Source organism: Terrilactibacillus laevilacticus (assembly GCF_006517395.1).
Taxonomy (GTDB): domain Bacteria; phylum Bacillota; class Bacilli; order Bacillales; family Sporolactobacillaceae; genus Terrilactibacillus; species Terrilactibacillus laevilacticus.
On the sequence record NZ_VDCY01000001.1, the window covers coordinates 530,772 to 554,070 of the forward strand.

The following is a 23,299-nucleotide window of genomic DNA, read 5'->3' on the forward strand; positions in this document are numbered from 1 at the left end:
GTGCGTGTTCAAAAAGGTGACAAATTAGAAGGGTTACTGGCTAAGTACGCTGGCATCCTACAAGAAACGCCAGTACTAGCCCGTCCTGGGCGTCGGAAGGGGAAGAACGGCATAGCTCCTTAGGACTAGCATTCCACATGATGTGGTAGCTTCAGGCGCCAGCGTGAGCGATTTTAGCCAGCGATCCTCTTGTATCCACGTACATGAGGACCGAAAAAACAAGTGGGCACCAAGATTCGCAGCTTATCATAGCATTTTTTTTCAACGATCGTATAGCTTAATCTAATACTTATGCCAATAAAAGGGTTAGTTAAGCTCCCCGCCTCAAGACTCTGAGTATTCAAAGAAGATAGGAGGGGGATCAACTGCCCGTAAAGGACTATTAAAAAATCGCGGCTTGTAAAATCAAGGCGGGAGGGTAAAACCATCTTTTATTCAAATGAAGATGACCATCTGCTGAAAATATAAAAACAAACGATTGATCATGCTCGCCACGAGTGAGATATACACGTTGAATAAGAGGTTTTGGTAGATAAAACGGTTAACCGTCTGTTATGATGTAATAAGTATTTATATTTAGGAAGTATGAGGAAATGAAAATGAGGAAAGAAGTGATGTGCGATGAATAAGCGTGATGCCCTCGTTGCACTTAAAGAAAAAGGTTATAAACATACGGATAAACGAGAGGATATTTTGCAGCTCTTTGAAAATAGTAATGGCTATATCTCAGCTAAAGATATCCAAACGGCTTTAAAGTCAACTTATCCAGGTTTAAGTTTTGATACAATCTATCGTAATCTTTCACTATTTGTAGACATGAACATACTAGAGACAACGGAACTTAATGGCGAGAAAATGTATCAGTTTTACTGCTCGCATCATCATCACCATCATTTTATTTGTCTAAAATGTGGAAAAACACATTCAATCGATGTCTGTCCAATGGAGAGTATACACGGACTAGATCCTAATTTTGTTGTAACTGGTCACAAGTTTGAAATTTATGGTTACTGTAAAGAGTGCAAATGCAAATAAAACGAGAAAAAGTGTGTGAATACGTTCCTAGTTTATTTGGATGGTATTTATTTTAAAATAAAATAGGATGAATAGATGAGCCTCCACTAGATAAAAATACCTTTATATTGTTATCGCATGGAGGCTATAAGTATGCCTTATTTTGAAAATTCAAGTGGCGTGAATATCTACTTTGAAACCATTGGAGAAGGACGGCCGATCATTTTTATTCATCCGCCTCTATTGGGGCATAATGTTTTTAAATATCAAAAAAAATTAAGTGAACATTTTAAAGTTATTTTATTTGATGGAAGAGGGCATGGAAAAAGCTCTTATAAGCCTTGTTCAGGAGGTGTTCTAGATACGCATGTCAAAGATTTAAGAGATCTGGTTGAGTTTCTTAATATAAAGAAACCCATTATTGTGGGATATTCTAATGGCGGTTTAATTGCACAATTGTATGCTCTAAAATTTCCTAATGATATTGAAGTGTTAATTTTTTTTGGCGGTTATCCTGTTGTAAATTCAATAACATTAGCTATGATTTATCAACTTGGAATCGGTTTTATGAAAACGAATAATAAGACATTATTGAGTTATATCCTTTCTCGTACTCATGCAGTAACGGAAGAAGATCAAAAAGAACTGTTTGTTTATATGTTAAAAGCAAATAATAAATCTGTATTGGAATTATATTGTGAAGGAAAAGACACCAATTTAATCGACCAACTTAGTAAATTTAACAATCTTCCCATTTTAGCGATATATGGGATGAATGATTGGTATACTAAAAAATACAATAAATTTTACTCGGGACTAAAGCAGTCAAAAACGGTTCTAGTTGAAGGAGCAACTCATCAAATTCCTATTCGTTGTCACGAAGAGGTAAATGCTGCGATCACTCATTTTTTAAGAGATTTATGAATAAGGTTGTGGGTAATAAAGAAAACAACTTGCCGAGTGCGGGGCCTGTAAGGCGCTAGAACAGAGACCTGAGCCCGCACTTTTATGCCTTTTCTTAAAGGTGTAAAAAAAGACCCAAGCCGATATGACTTAGGAATGTTAAAGCGCTTTCAATTAATAAAAAATCAATGTTGGATTGGATAAATTTATTATAGTTTATCTAGACATAAATTGCAAGTTAAAATAAAAGGAACCTTTTCTCTAGAAAATATATACGTATATAACATATGAAGGTTCGTATTTGTTGTAATAAACAACGATACTATACATAAACCGAAAAATTCACTTTAAAAAAGGAAGAATTTAATGAAATCTGCGTTCAACTCTTATGGGATAAACCGAAAAATAGTGGATCGATTACAGGGATTAGGGATCAATATACCTACAAACGTTCAGGAACTTTCGATACCGCAAATCCTTTTTAATAGAGATTTATGTATTCAAGCACCAACAGGCTCAGGGAAAACATTGGCTTTTCTCCTACCTTTACTTCACCTACTCCAAACTTCATTGGGTGAAGGACTGATTATTGTACCGACCCGAGAATTAGTGATACAAATAGCAGAGGTGGCTAGGTCACTTGTCGATGATCTAAAGATACTGGCCATTTATGGCGGACAATCTTTAGATAAAGAAATGGCTAACTTAAGCAACAATCATACTGATTTAATTGTAGGAACACCAGGTCGATTAAACGATCATTTGAGAAGAGGGACTTTGACATTTCAGACAACAAAGTATCTTGTCATTGATGAAGCCGATTTGCTATTTAAATTGGGATTCAAGGAAGACGTTGAGAGTATTGTTCAAAATGTATCAAGTGAACGCCAAACAGTGTTAATTTCAGCGACTTTAGCTCACCATTTAATGGATTGGAAAACTTTTTTTAGACAAGAACCCATTGACATTAGGATAAATTATAAAAAAAGTGATGTTAGTCATATCAAACAGTTAGCGATAACAACTTCTGATCGAGAAAAGTTTGAAACACTTTGCCGAATTATCCATCAATTTCAGCCCTTTAAGTCTATCATTTTTTGCCGAACAATTAGGCGGGTTAAAAATTTACATAAGAAGTTAGAGGATAAGGGCTATCATGTTTTAGCCCTTCATGGAGATTTATCACAGAATCAAAGAGAGCAGGTTGTATCGCGGTTTAAAGATGAATTGATACCTATCCTTGTCGCAACTGATCTCGCTTCCAGAGGATTAGACGTTGATTTTGTTACACATATCGTAAATTATGATTTTCCGCGAGATGTTGAAACATATGTCCATAGAATTGGAAGAACTGGTCGTGCAGGTCAATACGGCTTAGCTATAACATGCGTCACACCAAAAGAGGAGAAACTTCTGAAAGATATTGAACACACGTTAAACATTCATCTAAGCCTTAAACGCTTAGTTGATAAATAAATCATATTTATCTAATTGATGGCAAGCTATTAAAGTTTTACAACTTAACGGGAAGCAGTTATGAGTCTACCGTTAAAGCCAATATAACATTCTAGATTGTAGTTTCACCATATTGGATAAGATGAGAGATGGTAATAAGATTACAAATAAAGGTCTTTTACTTGTCGAATTCATATATTCTAATGAGGTCAAATGATTCGAGTTCTCTTTATTTACTCTTTACAACGTAACAGTGTTATGTTACATTGTTTGTGGAGGTTATGATGATGGAAAATGATCTTATCGCAAAAAAAGATCTATTAGAAGTAGCACATATTTCATATGGTCAACTTTATCGGTGGAAGAGAAAAAAATTAATACCAGATGAATGGTTTATTCGAAAATCGACTTTTACAGGACAAGAAACTTTCTTTCCAAAACAAAAGATATTAGATCGTATTGAGAAGATTATTAGTTTAAAAGACGATCTGTCACTAGATGAATTAGCTGATATGTTCTCACCTAATCCACAGTCTGTGTCATTAACTGTTAACCAAATTATAGAACGTCACATTGTTTCATTGATGACAGTGGATGTTTTGTTTCCTGAGGAAGAAAGAAACAAGTCATTATCATTTGAAGCGATCCTGTCAGCTAATATTGTTGAAAAGGTATTGAAATCAGGTGAAGTCAATCGAGAAGAAAGTAAACAACTCTATACTTTTTTAATCAACAATTATGGTAAGTTATACGGTCAGCCTTTTTATTTATTAATTTTTCGAAAACTTGGAGTAACGTCGTTTTTATTAATATCTAAGCAAGAAAATTATTATGTTGATGATCTTACTAATGAAGTCTTCAAATTAGATATTTTGCAAAGTATTGAAGAACTTAAGAGTTTATTATCGAAGGGAGCATAAATGATGAGAGGAAAATACAGTTGCGGAGATTGCAAGAGGAAATCATAAGTCAAAATTGTTCGATTGATCCGTTGGAATATAAAATAACATGTCAAATAAATAGAACATCAAATATAAAGGCAAAAGTGAAAACTTAATTACAATGGAGGAATGAAGAAACATGATTAAAACAACTCAAGCAGCCGATTTAATCATTTCGGGATCGGGTTCAACTTCAGGCGGAATATTTCGAGATGTTAAAATCAGCGGTTCAGGTAAAGTCAGTGGGGATATAGAATGTAACCAATTTCAAACAAGCGGTTCCAGTCGGATCAATGGAAATGTGAAGTCAGAAAACATGAAAATAAGCGGGAGCTCTAAAATCCTTGGGTCGGTGACTTCGGATACGATGGATATTAGCGGTTCAACGACAATTGAAGGAAATGCGGATGTGAAAACCATTCATATTAGCGGATTTTCTCGTATAAAAGGAAATATGAAAGGAGAAAGGGTGTCACTTAGCGGAGGTATTAAATTGTATGGTAGTTTGGAAGCCGACTCAGTTCAGTTAAAAGGTGGATTTATGATTCAAGACTTATTAAATGCAGACGAGATAACCATTGGCATTGGTGGTGATTGTAAGGTAAAGGAAATTGGATGTGGAACACTTAAAGTAACGAAAAAAACGTTTGGTTTAGATATTTTAGGTAAATTGTTTTCTAAACATTTAATCACGGATCAAATTGAAGGTGATGATATCTATTTAGAATATACAAAAGCAAAAACGGTTCGGGGAAATCGAGTGACGATTGGAACGGGTTGTGAAATTGATCATGTAGAATATAAAGACCATTTTTCTAAAGTTGGCAATGCGATGGTGAAACATTCAGAGAAAATATAAGGGAGAGTTTTAATTTTGACAGCAAAACAAATGAATATTGTCGTTATAGGGTTATTATTAAGTATATTTACAGCGTCAATGGATCAAACGATCGTATCGACTGCTATGGGTACGATTGTTGCTGATCTCGGTGGCTTAGATAAATTTGTTTGGGTCACATCCGCTTATTTAGTAACTGAAATGGCCGGTATGCCTATTTTTGGTAAATTATCCGATATGTATGGACGAAAGCGATTTTTTATCTTTGGATTATGTGTTTTTCTTCTAGGTTCGATTCTTTGTGGGACAGCGACCTCAATAACCCAATTAAGTCTATATCGGGCTATTCAAGGTATAGGAGGGGGTTCGTTGATGCCAATCGCTTTTGCGATTGTTTTTAATATCTTTCCTCCAGATCAAAGAGGTAAAATGGGTGGTTTGTTTGGAGCGGCTTTTGGTTTATCAAGTGTCTTTGGGCCTCTTTTAGGTGCCTATATTACAGACCATTTTAGTTGGCACTGGGTCTTTTATATTAATTTACCTCTAGGTATTTTGTCGGTTGTTCTTATTTCCTTTTTTTATAAGGAATCTAAAGAACATCAGAAGCAAAACATTGATTGGTGGGGAGCGATTACCCTTGTAATAGGAACAGTTTCCCTTATGTTTGCACTAGAACTAGGCGGTAATAAATTTGATTGGGGATCAGTTCAGATTATAGGTTTATTTACTTCATTTGTGATTTTCTTTCTATTATTTTTGTTCGCAGAAACAAGAGCTATTGATCCCATTCTTCCGTTTAAATTATTTAGAAAACGCCTTTTTACTGCATCTAACCTTATTGGTATATTTATCAGTATTCCCTTTATTGTAGCGATTGTTTTTATTCCCCTTTATGTCCAAGGGGTTACAGGTGGAACGGCCACAAGATCGGGATTAATTTTATTACCGTTAATGGTTGGAACAACTGTATCAAGTATTTTAGGCGGATCATTAATTCAAAAAGTCAGTTATCGAAATACCATGATTTTCTCTGGGTTTGTTATGTTCATTGGAATGATTTTATTAAGTACAATTACGGTAAACACACATATTGGTTTATTAATTGTATATGTGTTCTTCGTTGGTTTCGGTGTGGGTTTTTCTTTTTCAGTCTTAGGAACGGCGGCTGTTCATGGATTAAGTCCTAGAGAATTTGGTTCAGCCAGTTCGACTCTTGCTTTTTTAAGGGAACTTGGTATGACAGTGGGACTCACGATATATGGAGCTATTCAAAGTCATATTTTAAAAGATGAATTACATGATTTATTTCGATCCATGGCGAAAATGGGATCAGCTGGGCAATCCCAAAACCCAAGAGTTCTGCTATCACCTGAAGTAAGGGAACATATTCCATCCAATATTATTGATCATCTAGTCAGTGGATTATCTAAGTCCATTTCTCATACGTTCATTTGGGCCATTATACCTACTGTTATTGCTCTAATCTGTGTTTTTGTGATGACAAATGAGAAGTTAATCATTGAAGAAAAGCAAACAAAACAATCTTTTTAATGTATCCAGTACCTATTCTTTAGAACAGGTACTTTTTTATTAATTAGATAAAACATAACGGAATATTCAAATAAGAGGAGAAAAAAAGTCTTGTTATTTTATCTCTGTATGATATTATCTTTATATTATTAATTTTATAATAAATATGTATGTTTTAAGCTAAAAGCAGATGTTACGCAGGGAGTGATACTCATGACAAAATTATGGATTTCAGTCGATATGGAAGGAATCTCAGGCTTACCTGATTATACATATGTAAATTCAAGTGAATTTAATTATGAAACTGGCAGAAGAATAATGACAATGGAAGCAAATAGTATCATTCAAGCTGCTTTTGATTATGGGGTAGACGATATTGTAGTGAACGACAGCCATTCAAAAATGAACAATATCCTAATTGAAGAAATTCATCCTGAAGCCAGATTAATTTCTGGAGATGTTAAGCCAATGTCTATGGTTCAAGGATTAGATGATCAAGTAGACTTAGCTGCTTTCATTGGCTATCACGCCCGTGCTGGAAAGAAAGGGGTGATGTCACATTCTATGACTTTTGGAGTTCGGAATTTTTGGATTAATGATCAAGTCGTTGGGGAATTAGGTTTTAATGCCTATGTTGCGGGTTTCTATGATGTTCCGGTTATCCTTGTTGCTGGGGATGATTGTGCATGTGAAGAAGCAGAAACACTCATACCGGGGATCACGACTTGTATTGTAAAACGCGCCTTATCGCGCTCTTCGCAAGAAACATTATCACCAGCTAAAGCTACGGAGTTAATACGGGAAAAAACATTAGATGCTCTTGGTCAAAAATCGATCGAGCCACTAAAACCCCCAAAAAAGCCTACTCTTAGAGTAGAGTTTACAAACTATGGAGAAGCCGAGTGGGCTGCTCTCATTCCTCAAGTTACCATCGAACCTGGAACAACCATTGTCAAATATGAAGCTAATACAATTATTGATGCTTATCAAGCCATGGTTGCGATGACTGAACTCGCAATGAAAACAAAATTTTGTTAATTAAGCCATACTACATAGATTAATAGATTATTTGATTGAAGGGGGTAACAGAGATGATGAATTTTATCTTTAGACGACTACTAGCCATGCTCCTAACCATTTGGGTTATAGCAACACTTACTTTTATTCTAATGCATGCTATTCCAGGATCCCCGTTCAATAGTCATAATGGTAAGCAATTGAATGAAACGGTTCAAAAGAACATGGAGATGCATTACAACTTAGATAAACCGTTGCCTATACAATATCTGATCTACATGAAATCCGTTGCAACATTTAATTATGGACCCTCAATTAAGCATCCAAATGACACAGTCAATAGTTTAATTTCCGATGGATTTCCCGTGTCCTTTGAGCTAGGCATGATTACATTGATTGTCGCTATTATTTCAGGTCTTATTTTAGGTGTTTTAGCGGCTCTAAAGGCTAATCATTTCATTGATTATGTAGCAATGACCATAGCAGTACTGGGTATATCGATACCTAATTTTGTTTTAGCTTCATTATTAATACAAGAATTTTCCGTTAATTTAGGGTGGTTGCCACCTTCCATGTGGACAAGTTGGAAAAGTGAAGTGCTACCAACCATTGCCTTGGCTACAGGTCCAATGGCGATTATAGCGAGATTAATTCGTACTAGTATGATCGAAGTGTTGACACAAGACTATATTCGAACGGCACGAAGTAAGGGTTTATCTCCTTTTCTTATCGTTATGAAACATGCTTTAAAGAATGCCTTGCTACCCGTTATTACACTTCTCGGCACCTTAGCAGCAGGCATTTTAACGGGTACTTTTGTTATCGAAAAAATATTTGCTATTCCTGGAATGGGAAAATATTTTGTTGATAGTATTAATTCCCGTGATTATCCCGTTATCATGGGAACCACTGTTTTTTATAGTTCCATACTGATTGTTTTACTATTTATCGTTGATATGGCTTATGGTTGGCTAGATCCAAGAATTAAACTTCATAAGAAGGAAGTGAGCTAATTGTCCGCTATGAGAATAGATGAGGTGCCATCAACAAACGAAATTAAAGACGAATGGTTTAAAAAAAGAAACGTGGAGAATAGCGACGTAGAAGACATCACACGTCCAAGTTTATCTTATTGGAAAGGAGCGTGGTATCGTCTTCTGCAAAACAAACTAGCCATGTTTGGTCTAATTTTTATCATTTTACTCGCTATAATGGCCATTTTGGGTCCGGTAATGTCGAAATATTCCGTCTCTTACCAAAGCTTACAAGAGCAAAACTTAAGCCCTTCAATGAAACATTGGTTTGGAACTGATGACCTAGGGCGCGATGTGTTTACTAGGACATGGTATGGGGCTAGAATATCTCTTACTGTTGGACTATTAGCAGCTTTAGTAGATTTGTTTATCGGTGTTATTTATGGCGGAATAAGTGGCTATAAAGGAGGAACGGTTGATAGCGTTCTTATGAGAATTATAGAGATCCTTTATGGCCTTCCATACCTTCTTGTTGTTATTTTGATGATGGTCGTTATGGGACCTGGGTTGTTTACGGTTATTGTTGCCCTTACCATTACCGGATGGACGGGGATGGCTCGAATTGTTAGAGGTCAAGTTTTACAATTAAAAAATTATGAATTCGTGTTAGCATCAAGATCATTCGGGAGTCCAACTTTACGGATTGTTAAGAAAGATTTAATACCAAATACGATAGGACAAATTATTGTTCAAATGACCTTAACCGTTCCTTCAGCCATATTTGCCGAAGCCTTTCTAAGTTTTTTAGGACTCGGCATACAAGCCCCATTTGCAAGCTGGGGGACGATGGCGAACGACTCGTTATCTGCTATATTAACCGGTTATTGGTGGCAATTATTTTTTCCAGCATTTTTTATTTCGATGACCATGTTTGCCTTTAATGTCTTAGGTGATGGTTTACAACATGCACTCGACCCTAAATTAAGGAGGTGAAACTAATTGGAACCATTACTTGAGGTAAAGCAGTTGCACATTCAATTTCAAGCCCATGGCGGTACCGTGAAGGCGGTAAGAGGTATCGACTTTACCATTGGGAAAGGAGAAACCTTGGCTATTGTCGGCGAATCCGGCTGTGGGAAAAGTGTTTCTTCTCTTGCCATTATGGGTCTTATCGATCATCCAGGTAAAATTACAAATGGTTCAATAATTTTTAAAGGAAAAGATTTAACTAGGCTAACTTCAAAAGAGATGCGAAAAGTTCAAGGAATTGACATTTCGATGGTTTTTCAAGATCCAATGACGGCGCTAAATCCGACCTTAACGATTGAATCACAATTAATAGAAGGTCTTATTCATCAAAAGAAAATGTCGAAGCGTGTTGCCAAGAAGGAAGCCATCAAAGTATTAGAATGGGTTGGTATTTCGAATCCACATGAACGATTAAAACAGTATCCCCATCAGTTAAGTGGGGGGATGAGACAAAGAATTGTTATCGCTATGGCACTGATTTGTGAACCAGATTTACTTATCGCAGATGAACCTACAACGGCATTAGATGTGACGATCCAAGCTCAGATACTGGATTTATTTGAGTCTATTCAAAAAAGAACCGGCATTTCTATTGTTATCATTACTCATGATTTAGGGGTTGTAGCAAAAATGGCAGACCGAATCGCTGTCATGTATGCCGGTAGAATCGTGGAGATGGGGAGCAAACGTCAAGTATTCTATCATTCAGAGCATCCCTACACGCGTGCCTTACTTAATTCCGTTGTGAGATTAGATCAGACAAGTCATAGTTTAAAACCCATAGAGGGCTCACCTCCGGATCTATTTTCTCCACCTAAAGGTTGTGCGTTTGTTGATCGTTGTCCATTTGCTATGGAGGTCTGCGGACGTGTTCAACCCCAAAAATCAAGGTTACGTGAGGGACATCAGATTGAGTGTTGGTTACAAGATACAAGGGCAGTTGCCGTAAGAAAAGAAATGCTAGCAAGTCAATTGTAATAAAATTACAGGCGAAACAGAACTAATTTTTAGGTTTACATACAACTAATAACTTAAAAAATCAATACGCTAGTAAAGAATGTCTAACTTTCAGCTAGGGGGTTTCAAAATGAAAAAAACATTAACCATTCTGTTATCGATTATTTTAATTTTGGCTTTATCTGCTTGCACAGCTAACAGTTCGAGAAACTCTGATTCCTCTTCAGGTCATAAAAAAGTCCTAAAATTAAACAATGGACTAGAACCATCTTCATTTGATCCGCCTAAAGGATTTGATGCTGCTTCATGGAACCCTTTAAATAATTTGATGGAAGGCTTAGTACGACTTGGTAAAGATAATGAGCCACATCCTGCTATAGCCGAAAAATGGGATGTTTCATCGGATGGAAAAACATATACGTTTCATATACGTAAAAATGCAAAATGGTCAAATGGGGATCCTGTAACAGCTAACGATTTTGAATTTGCATGGAAGCGCCTTTTAGATCCGAAAACCGCGTCACCTGCAGCCTTCCTTGGTTATCTCATCGAAGGAGCCGAAGCTTTTAACTCTGGTAAGGGTTCGAGCCAAGATGTTAAAGTTTCAGCTACTGATAAAAACACACTTCAAGTGACTCTCACTGCACCACAAAAATATTTCTTAAATATTATAACAAACCCATGTTTCTTCCCTATAAATGAGAAAGTAGCCGAAAAAAATCCAAAGTGGTTTGCTAATGCCAAAACGTTTGTCGGAAACGGTCCATTCAACCTCACGACTTGGAAGCATAATAGTCAAATGGTATTCAAGAAAAACAATAACTACTGGGATAAGAAGAATGTCAAATTAGATGAAGTAGATTGGGCCATGATTGATGATCCAAACACGGAGTATCAAACCTATCAATCTGGTAATCTAGATGAGGCTAGTGTGCCGCCTGGACTTAGCGACAAATTATTTAAAGAAGGAAAAGTTAAAGTTGAACAGCAAGCAGGAACGTCATTTATTAGTATGAATGTTCATCAAGCTCCGTTCACAAATCAAAAAATAAGAAAAGCTTTTGCTATGTCGATTGATGGTAAGCAAATTGTTGATTATGTCACCAAGTGGAAACAAACACCTGCTTTTGGATTCGTGTCACCGGGATTTAAAGACCCAGATGGCAATGACTTCCGCGAGAAAAACGGAGATATGTATAAATTCAATCCAACTGAAGCTAAGAAACTATTGCAAGAAGGCATGAAAGAAGAAGGATATTCGAAACTGCCACCTGTCACATTTACTTATTCGACAACAGATGAAAATAAAAGAATAGCGGAAGCCATACAAGAAATGTTAAAGAAGAATTTAGGGGTAAACGTGAAATTGGCTAATATGGAATGGAATGTTTTTTCAACCGAACAAAAGGCGGGTAAATTCCAGTTTTCTAAAGCATCCTTCTTAGCTGATTATGGTGATCCAATTAATTATCTTGAAAACTTCCAAACCGGTATGCAAATGAATAGTGCGCGTTGGAGTAACAAAGAGTATGATGCTTTAATCAAAAAAGCAAAAAACGAAAAAGATGAAAAAGCTCGCTACAATGAAATGTATCAAGCAGAAAAAATCTTGTTTAAGGACATGCCATACTCCACAATTTTATTCTATAATCAGCCGTTTTTACAAAAGAGTAATGTCACAGAAATTGTTCATCATCCAGTAGGTTATTTAGATCTTAAGTGGGCTAGCAAAAAGTAATACACTTGATTTAAATATTTTAAAATTTTAAGGGTCGTTTTATAAACATTTTAAGTAGGGAACCCGCATATGTTAATAAGAATATCGGGTTTCCTTCCATTAATATTTACTTAAATCTGGTATTATTAACCAATAAATTATACATTCCTTTTAGTTTATAAAAAAGGAGAGAAAAACGATGCTAAGACCAACGAGATTAACTATAGGAGATACCATTGGCATTATCGCTCCAGCAAGTCCACCCAAAATTGAACCCCTAAAAAAAGGGATTAATATCTTGAAAAAGTTTGGTGTAAAGATTCATGAAGGTCAACATTTATACGATGAAGTTGGATACCTAGCAGGTTCTGATTATGATCGTGTGAATGATTTACATAGTATGTTTTTAGATCCAAAGATTAAAGCAATTTTTTGTGCATGTGGAGGGTACGGAACGCCTAGAATCGTAGATCGACTCGATTACAATTTAATAGCAAATAACCCAAAAATATTTTGGGGGTATAGCGACATTACCTGCTTACACACGTCTATACATAAAAAAAGCGGGCTCGTGACGTTTCATGGTCCAATGCCAAGTTCGGATATGGGTCATGATGATTTTAAGCTTTTATCAGAACAGTTGATTCAACAATTATTTGAACCTACAACTTTACATTATGATGAAACCATTTCACCATTAGATGTTCTTGTTGAGGGGATTGTAGAAGCTCCCATTGTAGGAGGAAATCTTTCTTTACTTGTAAGCAGTATTGGTTCGGACTATGACATTGATGTAAAGGATAAAATTCTCTTAATTGAGGATATAGGTGAGGAACCTTATAGAGTTGATGGTATGTTAAATCAGTTACGTCTTTCTGGAAAATTAAATGATGCGGCAGGATTTTTGATTGGTTCATTTACTGAAGCCGAACCAAAAAAACGACAATCATCTTTAACTTTAGATGAAGTATTCCATCATTATTTAAATCATTATGGAAAACCTGTTATGAAAGGTTTCCTAATCGGACATTGCCAGCCTCATTTTTCTATTCCACTTGGCGCTATGGCCATCCTTAATACTTATACAAAAACACTTACGATAGAAGCGGGGGTTTGTTAATCCTTCTCATAATCGAGGTTAAATAACTGAAGGGGATAGAATCATGAAGATTACCAATATACGTACAGATCGATTAATTGTACCACTGAATAAACCATTTAAAACGGCTTTACGTACAGTAAAACACTTAGAAACAGTTATTGTATTTGTTGAATGTGAAGATAGAGTTGGGGTAGGCGAAGCACCTGCCACGCATGTTATTACTGGAGATAGTTTAGAAAGTATTCAATCTACAATAGACAACATTTTTTGTCCTTTAATGGTTGGTATGGATATTTTAAATTATCAACAAATATTTGAAAAAATTGATCAGGCGATCATTCATCATTCAAGTGCTAAAGCTTGTATTGACATGGCTATCTATGATCTTTTATCTCAAAAAACAAATCTCCCTCTGTATCAATTGCTAGGGGGCTACCGCAATGAGCTTGAAACAGATTTTACAGTAAGTGTAAATGAGCCGCAAATGATGATTCATGATGCTATTGAGTTAATCGATAAGGGCTTTGATACGTTAAAAATCAAGGTTGGAAAAGGGGATATTGAAACGGACCTTGAAAGGATTGAACAAATACGACGAGCGATTGGCCCTGAAGTTAAACTTAGATTGGATGCAAATCAAGGTTGGACTGTAAAGGAAGCGATCTATGCAATTCGCTATTATGAAAGAAACCATTTAAATATTGAACTTATTGAACAACCCGTTCCAGCATGGGATATTGAAGGGTTAAAGGAAGTCACAAGAGCTGTTGAAACACCCATAATGGCTGACGAAAGTGTGTTTACACCACATGATGCTATGAAACTATTATCAACACGGTCGTGTGATTTAATCAATGTCAAGTTGATGAAAGCAGGTGGTATCCATCACGCGTTAGAAATTAACCACATAGCTGAATCGTACGGAGTAGAATGTATGGTTGGAAGTATGATTGAAAGTAAGATTGGGATAACAGCTGCTGCTCATTTCGCTGCAAGTCAAAAAAATGTGACGCGATGTGATTTTGATGCTCCACTTATGCTATTAGTTGATCCTATCGAAGGAGGAATCATCTATCAAGGTCGAAAGATGACCATGCCAACTTTATCAGGTCTCGGAATTCGTCATATTGATGCAACATATCTTTCAAGAGGAAGTGTGCAAGGATGAATCAAAATGAGTGTTTCCTTACAAATGTTTCTGTTGCAACGGTGTGGAAGAGACCTGATTCGGTGCGCCAAGTAGATAAAAAAGCGATAAAAAATCCATGCGATATACTAGGATGGCTTGGTGATATGTCTAAAGATGAAAACATAGCGTTATGTAGAGAAAATCGCCTGGAAACCCAACTTCTTTTTGGTGAAGAATTTCTAGTAGAAAAAATTGGTGACGGTTGGGCGTACGGCTATGCCATCATGCAGCCTTCGTCTAAGGACTCAAGGGGTTATCCTGGATATGTCCCTGCAAGCCAGCTCGTACAAAAACCTTCAAATTGGGATAATCAACCTAATTGGGTGATAGTGAAAGAAGATCGAGTCCCTTTATATGATCAAAAAGGCGAAATGATAACGATTCTGAGTATGGGGACAAGTCTTCCGGTTATCGATGAAGGGGATAGGTATGTTAATGTACTAACACCTACAAGTGAGATTGGATATCTAGACAGAAAAAATATAGCTTTTGAGAAAATAATGCCTTTTAGTGGCCAAACGATCATAAAAATAGCTGAACGTTATCTCGATTTACCCTATCTTTGGGCGGGTATGAGTTCTTATGGATTTGACTGTTCTGGATTTAGCTATTCTTTGTATCGTATGTTTGGGAAAAGAATTCCCAGAGATGCCCATGATCAGGCGATTACAGGAGAAGAAGTAAAGTTGGGTGAAGAAAAACCTGGTGATCTTCTCTTTTTTGCATACGAAGAAGGACGAGGAACGATCCATCATGTAGGAATTTATTATGGCGATGGCAAAATGATTCATTCTCCGACGCCAGGTAAGAAAATCGAAGTGACCGAGCTTAAAGGAACGATATTTGAAAGAGAGTGTTGTTCAATTAGACGATATTTAAAAGAATCGGAGGTTAATGCATCATGAAGGATCCTATCCTAGAAGTACAAAATTTAAAAAAATACTTTCAAATGAACCGGAACGAAACGTTAAAAGCAGTGGATGGGATATCCTTTACTTTAAATGAAGGAGAAACTCTTGGAATAGTAGGTGAATCAGGTTGTGGTAAATCGACACTTGGTCGAACAATTCTTGGTTTATATGAGAAAACAGAAGGTAACATACGATATAAAGGAAAAAATTATCCCCAAACTAAAAGAGATCGTTTTAAATTAACAAAAGAGATGCAAATGATATTTCAGGACCCTTATGCATCGTTAAATCCACGATCTACAGTGTATGATCTTATTGCTGAACCAATGGACATTCATGGACTATACCCAAATAAAAAACAACGACTTCATCGTATCGAAGAACTCATATCAGAGGTAGGTTTAACGAAAGAACATTTAAATCGTTACCCCCATGAATTTAGTGGCGGTCAAAGACAACGTATTGGTATTGCACGTGCACTTGCTCTTGAACCTTCTTTGATTATTGCTGACGAACCTATATCGGCTTTGGATGTTTCCATTCAAGCACAAGTCGTATATCTTTTAAAACAATTGCAAAAAGAAAAAGGCCTAACCTTCCTTTTCATCGCTCACGATTTGTCCATGGTTAAATATATGAGTGATCGCGTGGGAGTTATGTATCTTGGGCAATTGGTTGAATTGACAACAAGTGATAAGTTATATCAACATCCTCTTCATCCATATACTGAAGCCTTATTGTCTGCCATTCCGATTCCTGATCCTGATATTGAGGAAAAAAGAGAAAGAATTATATTGGAAGGAGATGTTCCAAGTCCAATAGATCCACCATCTGGATGTGTCTTTCGAACCCGATGTCCTCGTGCTATGGCTATTTGCTCGAAAATTAAACCGAATTTTAATGAGATAGAAAAAAATCACTTTGTTGCTTGTCATCTTTATCAACATCAAGAAGAAAAGTATAAAGAAAAAGAAGTAGGTGTGTAAAGTGACCTCAACAATTTTTGAAAAATTAGATCGACTTGTTTCACCTTTTGGAAATAAAGTTAGTGTCGTGATTCAAGAAGGAAAAAATCACTACTCGTTCAATGAATCAACTAAAATGCTTTCCGCAAGTTTAATTAAACTCCCCATTTTTCTTTATGCATTTGATCAAGTGATAAAAGGAACTCTATCACTTGATCAAAAAATACCTATATCACCTGAAAAGATGGTTGATGGTTCAGGCATTATTCAAGTGATTCAGGACGTCAGAGAATGGTCGATTCGAGATTTACTCGGTTTAATGATTAATGTATCAGATAATACGGCAACCAACGTCTTAATGGATGTATTAGGGATTGAACAAATTCAATCCTGGATAGAAAATAGTGGGTTAAATGGGACAAGTATACAGCGAAAAATGATGGATATACAAGCTAAAAAAGAAGGTAAAGAAAATTTCACTTGCGCATCAGATGTATCACAGTGTATGGAACTCATTTTTTTAAGACCTAATTCTTTAAGTTGTGAATTTCCTTTCGTTAAGCATTATTTTTTAAATCAACAGTTCAGGGGGAAAATACCAGGTAAAATCGAATACAGCCCCGTAAAAATTTATAACAAGACGGGAGAAATGGAAGGCATCTCACATGATACAGCCTTCATGAAATTAAAAGATAAAACGTCGATTGTAACTTGCATGACGTCCGGCTTTGAGGATGCTACTGAAGCGGACCAACTAATCCAAAAAATGGGTGAATGGGTCTATTTATTTTTAAATGAGCAGGTTTGATCACAAAAATTGCATGGGAATGTCCTCTTAGGTAAAATATAAGGTACTGCCCATGCCTGCAGAAATTTGTAAGAAGGTGATCAATGGATGCTAAAACAATTTATTTCGTATTATAAACCGTATAAAGCATTATTCATATTAGATTTTTCCTGTGCGGTTATCGCAGCTCTATTAGAGCTTGCCTTTCCAGTAGCCGTAAATCAATTCATTGACCAACTGTTACCGAGTCGTAATTGGTCTTGGATCATGTTAGCCGTATTAGGTTTACTGTTTTTCTATTCTTTAAATACGGCCATGCAGTTTGTCGTAAACTACTGGGGACATATGCTTGGTATCAATATAGAGACAACCATGCGCAAACAATTATTTGAGCATATTCAAAAGCAATCATTCTCATTTTTTGATAATCATAAAACAGGTCATTTATTATCACGTCTAACCAATGATTTATTTGATATCGGAGAAGTGGCACACCATGGTCCTGAAGATGTTTTTATTGCGGTGATGTCTTTGTTCGGATCATTTGTTTTAATGTTGACGATAAACTGGAAACTCGCCTGCTTATCCTTTGTTCTAGTTCCGATCTTAACTATCCTTATTGTCTTTTTTAATAAAAAAATGACTCATGCAACGACGAGAATTTATAAAGATATCGCTGCATTCAATGCAATAGTAGAAAATGCTGTTGGTGGTATTCGCGTTGTCCAAGCTTTCTCAAATGAAGCATATGAAAACGAGCAATTCAAGAAAAATAACACCAGGTACCGCTTGGCTAAGTTATTATCTTATAAAATCTTAGGTGCCAATAATACCTTTAATTACTTTCTTATGCGCCTAATTACTTTATTTACACTCGTTTGCGGTGCTTATTTTACTATTAAAGGTGAAATTACTGATGGTCAATTTGTGAGTTTCTTATTGCTAACGAATATCTTCATTAGACCGATAGAGAAGATCAATGCTGTGATTGAATTGTATCCAAAGGGAATTGCTGGTTTCAAAAGATTTATGGAATTGATGCAAACAAAGCCTGAGATTATGGATCTTCCTCACGCGATTGATGTTGATCATGTTGATGGCCACATTATCTATCAAGATGTCTCATTTGGGTATGAAGGAAAAAAAGATATTTTAAATCATATTAATCTAGAAATAAACCCTGGGGAAACCATTGCTTTTGTTGGACCTTCTGGGGCTGGTAAAACAACCATCTGCAATTTACTCCCACGCTTTTATGACATTAAATCTGGTGAAATATTGATCGATGGCCTTTCAATTCGTGATATGACATTGTCATCCTTGCGTCAGCATATTGGAATCGTGCAGCAAGATGTTTTTCTTTTCTCTGGAACATTACGTGAGAATATCGCTTATGGAAAATTAGATGCAACAGATGAAGAGATATGGCACGTTGTCCGATTAGCTCGATTAGAGGAAACCGTTAAAGCGATGTCAGATGGACTTGATACAGTCATCGGTGAACGGGGTGTTAAACTGTCTGGTGGTCAAAAACAACGACTTTCGATTGCAAGGATGTTCTTGAAAAATCCTTCTATTTTAATTCTAGATGAAGCGACATCAGCATTAGACACAGCAACTGAAATGGCTATTCAACAATCGCTAGAAGAACTATCTGAGGGCCGAACGACATTAGTCATTGCTCATCGATTAGCAACAATAAAACATGCAGATCGAATCATAGTAGTCACAGAAGAGGGAATTGTAGAACAAGGAAGCCATACTGAATTAATAAATAAAGGTGGCGTTTATAGCGGGCTTCATCAAGCACAATTTCAGATGTCTTAATAAAGGTAAGGTGAGAAGACACCTTACCTTTTATTTTTCGTTTTCTATTAAGCTCGAGAGGGGAACAGTCTGTTCATTTTCTGGTTTATCAAGTGGAAAGATTCGTGCGGTTTTGTTTTCGTCATTCACGGCTTGAATGTAGATCGGGGTACCTTGATACGTTACATCAGCCATAATTGGTGAGGTACTAATTTCATTTGCTCGTTGGATATTTATGATCAACACCTCCATTTTATATTGAGAAGCATCATTAGTCTTTGCAAACTAAGTCAGAACATACATGTAGCGATTATTCAGTTAATAAGTTCATAGAAGAGGTTGTTCAAAAAGTCACCAAATGATAAGCTGCGAATCTCGGCGCCCTCTTGTTTTTCCGGTCCTCATGTAGCAAAAACCTACATTCCGGTCCTCAAAACTGCGCCGCCTTGATCTTCTTGCTTCTAATTTGTCACCTTTTTGAACACGCACTAGAAGGAGTGGCCTATTATCAATAAACATGAATTAATCAATGATCATCTTGATGAAATAAGATGAAGTGCACACATCATGCTTTTTATTTGGCCGCTAACAATAGGAATGACTTTTCAACGTTTCTTCCTTGCAATTTAAGGTGGCTATGGCTTAAAATGATAAAGTGTAATAATTATCAGGTAAATCGATTTTTGGTTTAAGGATTTTGATGGATCATATTGTAGACGTTCAAAATAAAAAACCAAAAAGAGTTAATTTCAGTTGTGAAGGAGAAATGTAAACATGGTTAAACAACAGATTGGTGTTGTTGGTTTAGCTGTTATGGGGAAAAACTTGGCTCTAAATATTGAAAGCCGTGGCTATTCCGTTTCAGTTTATAATCGTACATCATCAAAGACAGAAGAATTTTTAGCTAATGAAGCAAAAGGAAAAAACTTTGTTGGTACATATAGTGTTGAAGAATTTGTTGAATCACTAGAATCGCCTCGTAAAATTTTATTGATGGTTAAAGCAGGGTATCCAACTGATGCGACAATTGAATCGTTAAAACCATATCTTTCAGAAGGTGATATTCTCATTGATGGAGGGAATACATTCTTTAAAGACACCGTGCGTCGTAATAAAGAACTCAGTGATGCTGGCTTAAATTTCATCGGAACAGGGGTATCTGGCGGTGAAGAAGGCGCCTTAAAAGGACCTTCTATTATGCCTGGTGGACAAAAAGAAGCTTATGATCTAGTTGAACCCATCCTTAAAGCGATCGCAGCCAAAGTTGACGGCGAACCTTGCACAACATATATAGGTCCAGATGGTGCGGGTCACTATGTAAAAATGGTTCACAATGGTATTGAATATGGTGACATGCAGTTAATTTCAGAAGCTTACTTCCTATTGAAAAATGTTCTCGGATTATCGACTGATGAACTTCACGAAGTATTTACTGAGTGGAACAAAGGAGAACTCGATAGCTACTTAATTGAAATTACAGCTGATATCTTTACGAAAAAAGATGACAAAACGGGTAAACCATTAGTTGACGTCATTCTTGATACGGCTGGACAAAAAGGAACAGGTAAATGGACAAGCCAAAGTGCTCTTGATCTTGGTGTACCACTTCCAATTATTACTGAGGCTGTTTTCGCCCGTTTCATTTCTGCAATGAAAGAAGAACGTGTAAAAGCAAGTAAACTCCTTAAAGGACCAGAAGTTAGTGCCTTTGATGGTGATAAAAAAGCTTTAATCGAATCCATTCGAAAAGCTCTTTATATGAGTAAAATCTGTTCTTATGCTCAAGGTTTTGCACAAATGAAAGTCGCTTCAGAAGAGTATGATTGGAATTTACAATATGGAAACATCGCCATGATCTTCCGTGGTGGATGTATCATTCGTGCTCAATTCTTACAAAAAATCAAAGATGCTTATGATCGAGAAGCAAACCTTGATAATCTCCTCCTTGATCCGTATTTCAAAGACATCGTAGAGAATTATCAATCAGCCTTGCGTGAAGTCGTTTCGCTTAGCGCAAAACAAGGAATTCCAGTTCCATGTTTCTCTGGTGCACTAGCTTATTATGATAGCTATCGTACAGCAACACTACCTGCAAATCTACTTCAAGCCCAACGTGATTATTTTGGAGCTCATACGTACCAAAGAACAGATATCGATGGCATATTCCATACTGAATGGATGAAAAAGTAATAAAGTTTAAATGGACAGCGATTTATTTTCGCTGTCTTTTTTTTAACTTTTATTAATTAATATAAACATTATGTAAACTATCAAATTAATCAATAAAATTTTTTATAGCTGAATGATTGAAAAATGATAAGATGATGATAGAAAAAGAAATTATAGGGGGACATATGGGATCAAGGTATTGGTATTATTTTTTAATGTTGCGGCGTGCCTATCAGCAATACGAAAACCATGTCAAAATTGAGATATCAATGAATGACATTGTTAATCTTTTTTACTGTACACAAAGAAATGCAAAAATTATTCTGAATAAGTTAATGGAAAAAAATTTAATTGAATTTACACCTGGAAGAGGAAGAGGAAATAGGTCAACCATCCTTTTCTTACAGCATTTTAATGAATGTTTACGAAAACGAATTGAAAAACTTCTTAATGAAAACGAGATAAATAAAGCGATGGAATTAGTCAAAGAATTTGGCGGTGGAACGGATGTTGAAGATTATTTTATAAAGCGGATCACCCATTTCTTTGGATACAATAAAATTCAAACGAATCAAGATGAGCTGGAATTGCTACGATTCCCTATATTTAGACCCATTACAACGGTAGATCCATCTCAAATCTTTTTTGATTTCGATGCTCACTTAGTAACGCAAGTTTTTAATACATTAGTCACCTATAACGCATCTTCAGATAGTTTTGAAGGATGTCTTGCTCATGCATGGGAATCAAATGAAGATAAAACACAATGGCTATTTTTTTTATATAAACAAGTTAAATTCCATAATGGAAAGGAGTTTACTGCGGAAGATGTTCAGAAAAATATTCAAAGATTGGAACAATCACCGCACAAATGGTTAGTCGAGGATATTATCGAAGTCGAACTAAAATCCAAGTATTCGTTACTCATCAAATTAAAGAATCCGAATCATTTATTCTTACACTTCGTTTCTTATTCACCTATGTCTATTGTTGATACCTCAAAATCTTATGAAGGTTTTGCCCAATATCCAATAGGAACAGGACCATTTAAGTTTGAAAAAATACAATCAAATGTATGTGAATTGATCGCTTATGATGCTTATTTTCAGTCACGTCCTCATCTGGACAAAGTTGAGATTATAAAAATGTCCGAGAATCTAAAGGAATCTTTAGGAGATTGGGGAAAAATTGTGATGGACACAGGTGAAATAGAAATTCCTCATCACTCTAATTTAAAGGCAACCCAAGCAGTCTTTTCCGGAACTAATATTTTAAGTCTTAATACTAGAAAAGGCCCTTTGCAAAATGAAAAGTTTAGAGAATATATTTGTCAAATTATTGATCGAGAAGAGTTAACGAAACTAGGTGATCCTAGACTTAGACCAGCTTATGGATTTATTTTATACGGCCAAGAATGTAAAGAATCTGAAAGAAAATCACTTTACTCTAACAAAGAATTTTTAAAAACGATGGGTTATCATGGTGAATCACTACGACTTACGACATATGAAAGACATGTATTAGATGCTAAATTAATACAAAAAACATTCAATGAGTACGGAATACATCTAGATATAAAAATTGAAGATTGGTCGACGATACAAAAAGGAGAACATGTCAGCCAGACAGATATCTTTTTATATGAAGGGACACCTAATGAAGGGATCGTTTCAGTTTTTGACTTATTATTTTATCAAGAGGGATTTATTTATCCACTCCTGACAGATGAATTAAAGTTGAAAATTAAAGCGTATGTGAAGAGAATCACATCACAAGATAATTCTTATAAAAGGTTATTAAAGTATTTTGAGCTAGAGAACTTTTTAATAAGTAAAGGAATCGTTATCTTTCTTATTCATAAAAAGGTGGATGTATCCTATGATTTAACGCTGGAAGGAGTCTCTATTAATCCAAGAATGTGGATTGACTTCGATAAGCTTTGGTATAAAAATGAAACACTATAGGATACCGAGTCATAGATCTAATTAGTCCATT

General features: G+C 35.9%; 20 protein-coding genes. 19 read left to right on the top strand and 1 reads right to left on the bottom strand.

Going from position 1 to position 23,299, the window contains the following annotated elements; genetic code table 11:
* Positions 1 to 621 precede the first annotated feature (621 nt).
* From FG390_RS02380 to FG390_RS02460, 17 genes are all read left to right on the top strand, one after another.
* On the top strand, positions 622 to 1,035 hold the full coding sequence (locus tag FG390_RS02380; protein ID WP_141189404.1) for a Fur family transcriptional regulator: 414 nt from the start codon (positions 622 to 624) through the stop codon (positions 1,033 to 1,035).
* A 132-nt stretch (positions 1,036 to 1,167) separates the two neighbouring features.
* Positions 1,168 to 1,938, top strand: coding sequence for an alpha/beta fold hydrolase (locus tag FG390_RS02385; protein WP_181406328.1), 771 nt, complete (start codon positions 1,168 to 1,170; stop codon positions 1,936 to 1,938).
* Positions 1,939 to 2,283: 345 nt separating this feature from the next.
* Positions 2,284 to 3,393 carry a DEAD/DEAH box helicase gene (locus FG390_RS02390; RefSeq protein WP_141189406.1) on the top strand — a complete coding sequence of 370 codons (1,110 nt, stop codon included), beginning with the start codon at positions 2,284 to 2,286 and terminating at the stop codon, positions 3,391 to 3,393.
* A gap of 260 nt (positions 3,394 to 3,653) precedes the next feature.
* On the top strand, positions 3,654 to 4,292 hold the full coding sequence (locus FG390_RS02395) for a YhbD family protein (protein WP_258311541.1): 639 nt from the start codon (positions 3,654 to 3,656) through the stop codon (positions 4,290 to 4,292).
* A 160-nt stretch (positions 4,293 to 4,452) separates the two neighbouring features.
* On the top strand, positions 4,453 to 5,172 hold the full coding sequence (locus FG390_RS02400) for a polymer-forming cytoskeletal protein (protein ID WP_219995038.1): 720 nt from the start codon (positions 4,453 to 4,455) through the stop codon (positions 5,170 to 5,172).
* Between the two features lie 30 nt (positions 5,173 to 5,202).
* Entirely contained in the window at positions 5,203 to 6,702 is a 1,500-nt protein-coding gene (locus FG390_RS02405; protein ID WP_141189558.1) for an MDR family MFS transporter, read from the top strand.
* Between the two features lie 192 nt (positions 6,703 to 6,894).
* Positions 6,895 to 7,719 carry a D-aminopeptidase DppA gene (gene dppA / locus FG390_RS02410; protein ID WP_141189407.1) on the top strand — a complete coding sequence of 275 codons (825 nt, stop codon included), beginning with the start codon at positions 6,895 to 6,897 and terminating at the stop codon, positions 7,717 to 7,719.
* A gap of 53 nt (positions 7,720 to 7,772) precedes the next feature.
* Positions 7,773 to 8,711: an ABC transporter permease gene (locus FG390_RS02415; protein WP_141189408.1), complete on the top strand. Its 939-nt coding sequence runs from the start codon at positions 7,773 to 7,775 to the stop codon at positions 8,709 to 8,711.
* 9 nt (positions 8,712 to 8,720) lie between these two features.
* Positions 8,721 to 9,665 (top strand): ABC transporter permease, encoded by a 945-nt coding sequence (locus FG390_RS02420; RefSeq protein ID WP_141189559.1) that lies wholly within the window; start codon positions 8,721 to 8,723, stop codon positions 9,663 to 9,665.
* A 6-nt stretch (positions 9,666 to 9,671) separates the two neighbouring features.
* Positions 9,672 to 10,679 carry an ABC transporter ATP-binding protein gene (locus FG390_RS02425; RefSeq protein ID WP_141189409.1) on the top strand — a complete coding sequence of 336 codons (1,008 nt, stop codon included), beginning with the start codon at positions 9,672 to 9,674 and terminating at the stop codon, positions 10,677 to 10,679.
* A gap of 109 nt (positions 10,680 to 10,788) precedes the next feature.
* Positions 10,789 to 12,396: a peptide ABC transporter substrate-binding protein gene (locus tag FG390_RS02430; RefSeq protein ID WP_141189410.1), complete on the top strand. Its 1,608-nt coding sequence runs from the start codon at positions 10,789 to 10,791 to the stop codon at positions 12,394 to 12,396.
* 178 nt (positions 12,397 to 12,574) lie between these two features.
* Positions 12,575 to 13,495, top strand: coding sequence for a S66 peptidase family protein (locus FG390_RS02435; RefSeq protein WP_141189411.1), 921 nt, complete (start codon positions 12,575 to 12,577; stop codon positions 13,493 to 13,495).
* A gap of 43 nt (positions 13,496 to 13,538) precedes the next feature.
* On the top strand, positions 13,539 to 14,645 hold the full coding sequence (locus FG390_RS02440; protein WP_141189412.1) for a dipeptide epimerase: 1,107 nt from the start codon (positions 13,539 to 13,541) through the stop codon (positions 14,643 to 14,645).
* On the top strand, positions 14,642 to 15,571 hold the full coding sequence (locus tag FG390_RS02445) for an NlpC/P60 family protein (RefSeq protein ID WP_141189413.1): 930 nt from the start codon (positions 14,642 to 14,644) through the stop codon (positions 15,569 to 15,571). Before FG390_RS02440 ends, FG390_RS02445 begins: the two co-directional genes overlap by 4 nt.
* A complete protein-coding gene (locus FG390_RS02450; protein WP_141189414.1) occupies positions 15,568 to 16,563 on the top strand; it encodes an ABC transporter ATP-binding protein in 996 nt (331 codons plus the stop codon). Before FG390_RS02445 ends, FG390_RS02450 begins: the two co-directional genes overlap by 4 nt.
* A 1-nt stretch (position 16,564) precedes the next feature.
* A complete protein-coding gene (locus tag FG390_RS02455) occupies positions 16,565 to 17,350 on the top strand; it encodes a serine hydrolase (protein ID WP_141189415.1) in 786 nt (261 codons plus the stop codon).
* 87 nt (positions 17,351 to 17,437) lie between these two features.
* Positions 17,438 to 19,156: an ABC transporter ATP-binding protein gene (locus FG390_RS02460; RefSeq protein WP_141189416.1), complete on the top strand. Its 1,719-nt coding sequence runs from the start codon at positions 17,438 to 17,440 to the stop codon at positions 19,154 to 19,156.
* 30 nt (positions 19,157 to 19,186) lie between these two features.
* On the opposite strand, the gene FG390_RS02465 is transcribed toward FG390_RS02460, so the two are convergent.
* The gene (locus FG390_RS02465) at positions 19,187 to 19,372 is read right to left on the bottom strand and encodes a small acid-soluble spore protein H (RefSeq protein ID WP_141189560.1); all 186 of its coding nucleotides are present in this window, start codon (positions 19,370 to 19,372) and stop codon (positions 19,187 to 19,189) included.
* A gap of 537 nt (positions 19,373 to 19,909) precedes the next feature.
* Here FG390_RS02465 and gnd point away from each other — a divergent pair.
* Positions 19,910 to 21,325, top strand: a complete 1,416-nt coding sequence (gnd, locus tag FG390_RS02470; protein WP_141189417.1) for an NADP-dependent phosphogluconate dehydrogenase — start codon at positions 19,910 to 19,912, stop codon at positions 21,323 to 21,325.
* Positions 21,326 to 21,489: 164 nt separating this feature from the next.
* Complete coding sequence (locus FG390_RS02475) at positions 21,490 to 23,268, top strand: ABC transporter substrate-binding protein (RefSeq protein WP_181406329.1); 1,779 nt, start codon at positions 21,490 to 21,492, stop codon at positions 23,266 to 23,268.
* Positions 23,269 to 23,299: the final 31 nt, after the last annotated feature.

Excerpts from the sequence above, each read along its gene's own strand:
- FG390_RS02430 (WP_141189410.1), top strand. The coding sequence starts at position 10,789 with ATGAAAAAAACATTAACCATTCTGTTATCGATTATTTTAATTTTGGCT.
- FG390_RS02420 (WP_141189559.1), top strand. The coding sequence starts at position 8,721 with ATGAGAATAGATGAGGTGCCATCAACAAACGAAATTAAAGACGAATGG.
- FG390_RS02395 (WP_258311541.1), top strand. The coding sequence starts at position 3,654 with ATGATGATGGAAAATGATCTTATCGCAAAAAAAGATCTATTAGAAGTA.
- FG390_RS02405 (WP_141189558.1), top strand. The coding sequence starts at position 5,203 with ATGAATATTGTCGTTATAGGGTTATTATTAAGTATATTTACAGCGTCA.
- FG390_RS02440 (WP_141189412.1), top strand. The coding sequence starts at position 13,539 with ATGAAGATTACCAATATACGTACAGATCGATTAATTGTACCACTGAAT.
- FG390_RS02475 (WP_181406329.1), top strand. The coding sequence starts at position 21,490 with ATGGGATCAAGGTATTGGTATTATTTTTTAATGTTGCGGCGTGCCTAT.
- FG390_RS02415 (WP_141189408.1), top strand. The coding sequence starts at position 7,773 with ATGATGAATTTTATCTTTAGACGACTACTAGCCATGCTCCTAACCATT.
- FG390_RS02460 (WP_141189416.1), top strand. The coding sequence starts at position 17,438 with ATGCTAAAACAATTTATTTCGTATTATAAACCGTATAAAGCATTATTC.
- FG390_RS02450 (WP_141189414.1), top strand. The coding sequence starts at position 15,568 with ATGAAGGATCCTATCCTAGAAGTACAAAATTTAAAAAAATACTTTCAA.
- FG390_RS02390 (WP_141189406.1), top strand. The coding sequence starts at position 2,284 with ATGAAATCTGCGTTCAACTCTTATGGGATAAACCGAAAAATAGTGGAT.
- FG390_RS02385 (WP_181406328.1), top strand. The coding sequence starts at position 1,168 with ATGCCTTATTTTGAAAATTCAAGTGGCGTGAATATCTACTTTGAAACC.
- FG390_RS02380 (WP_141189404.1), top strand. The coding sequence starts at position 622 with ATGAATAAGCGTGATGCCCTCGTTGCACTTAAAGAAAAAGGTTATAAA.
- FG390_RS02445 (WP_141189413.1), top strand. The coding sequence starts at position 14,642 with ATGAATCAAAATGAGTGTTTCCTTACAAATGTTTCTGTTGCAACGGTG.
- dppA (WP_141189407.1), top strand. The coding sequence starts at position 6,895 with ATGACAAAATTATGGATTTCAGTCGATATGGAAGGAATCTCAGGCTTA.
- gnd (WP_141189417.1), top strand. The coding sequence starts at position 19,910 with ATGGTTAAACAACAGATTGGTGTTGTTGGTTTAGCTGTTATGGGGAAA.
- FG390_RS02435 (WP_141189411.1), top strand. The coding sequence starts at position 12,575 with ATGCTAAGACCAACGAGATTAACTATAGGAGATACCATTGGCATTATC.
- FG390_RS02400 (WP_219995038.1), top strand. The coding sequence starts at position 4,453 with ATGATTAAAACAACTCAAGCAGCCGATTTAATCATTTCGGGATCGGGT.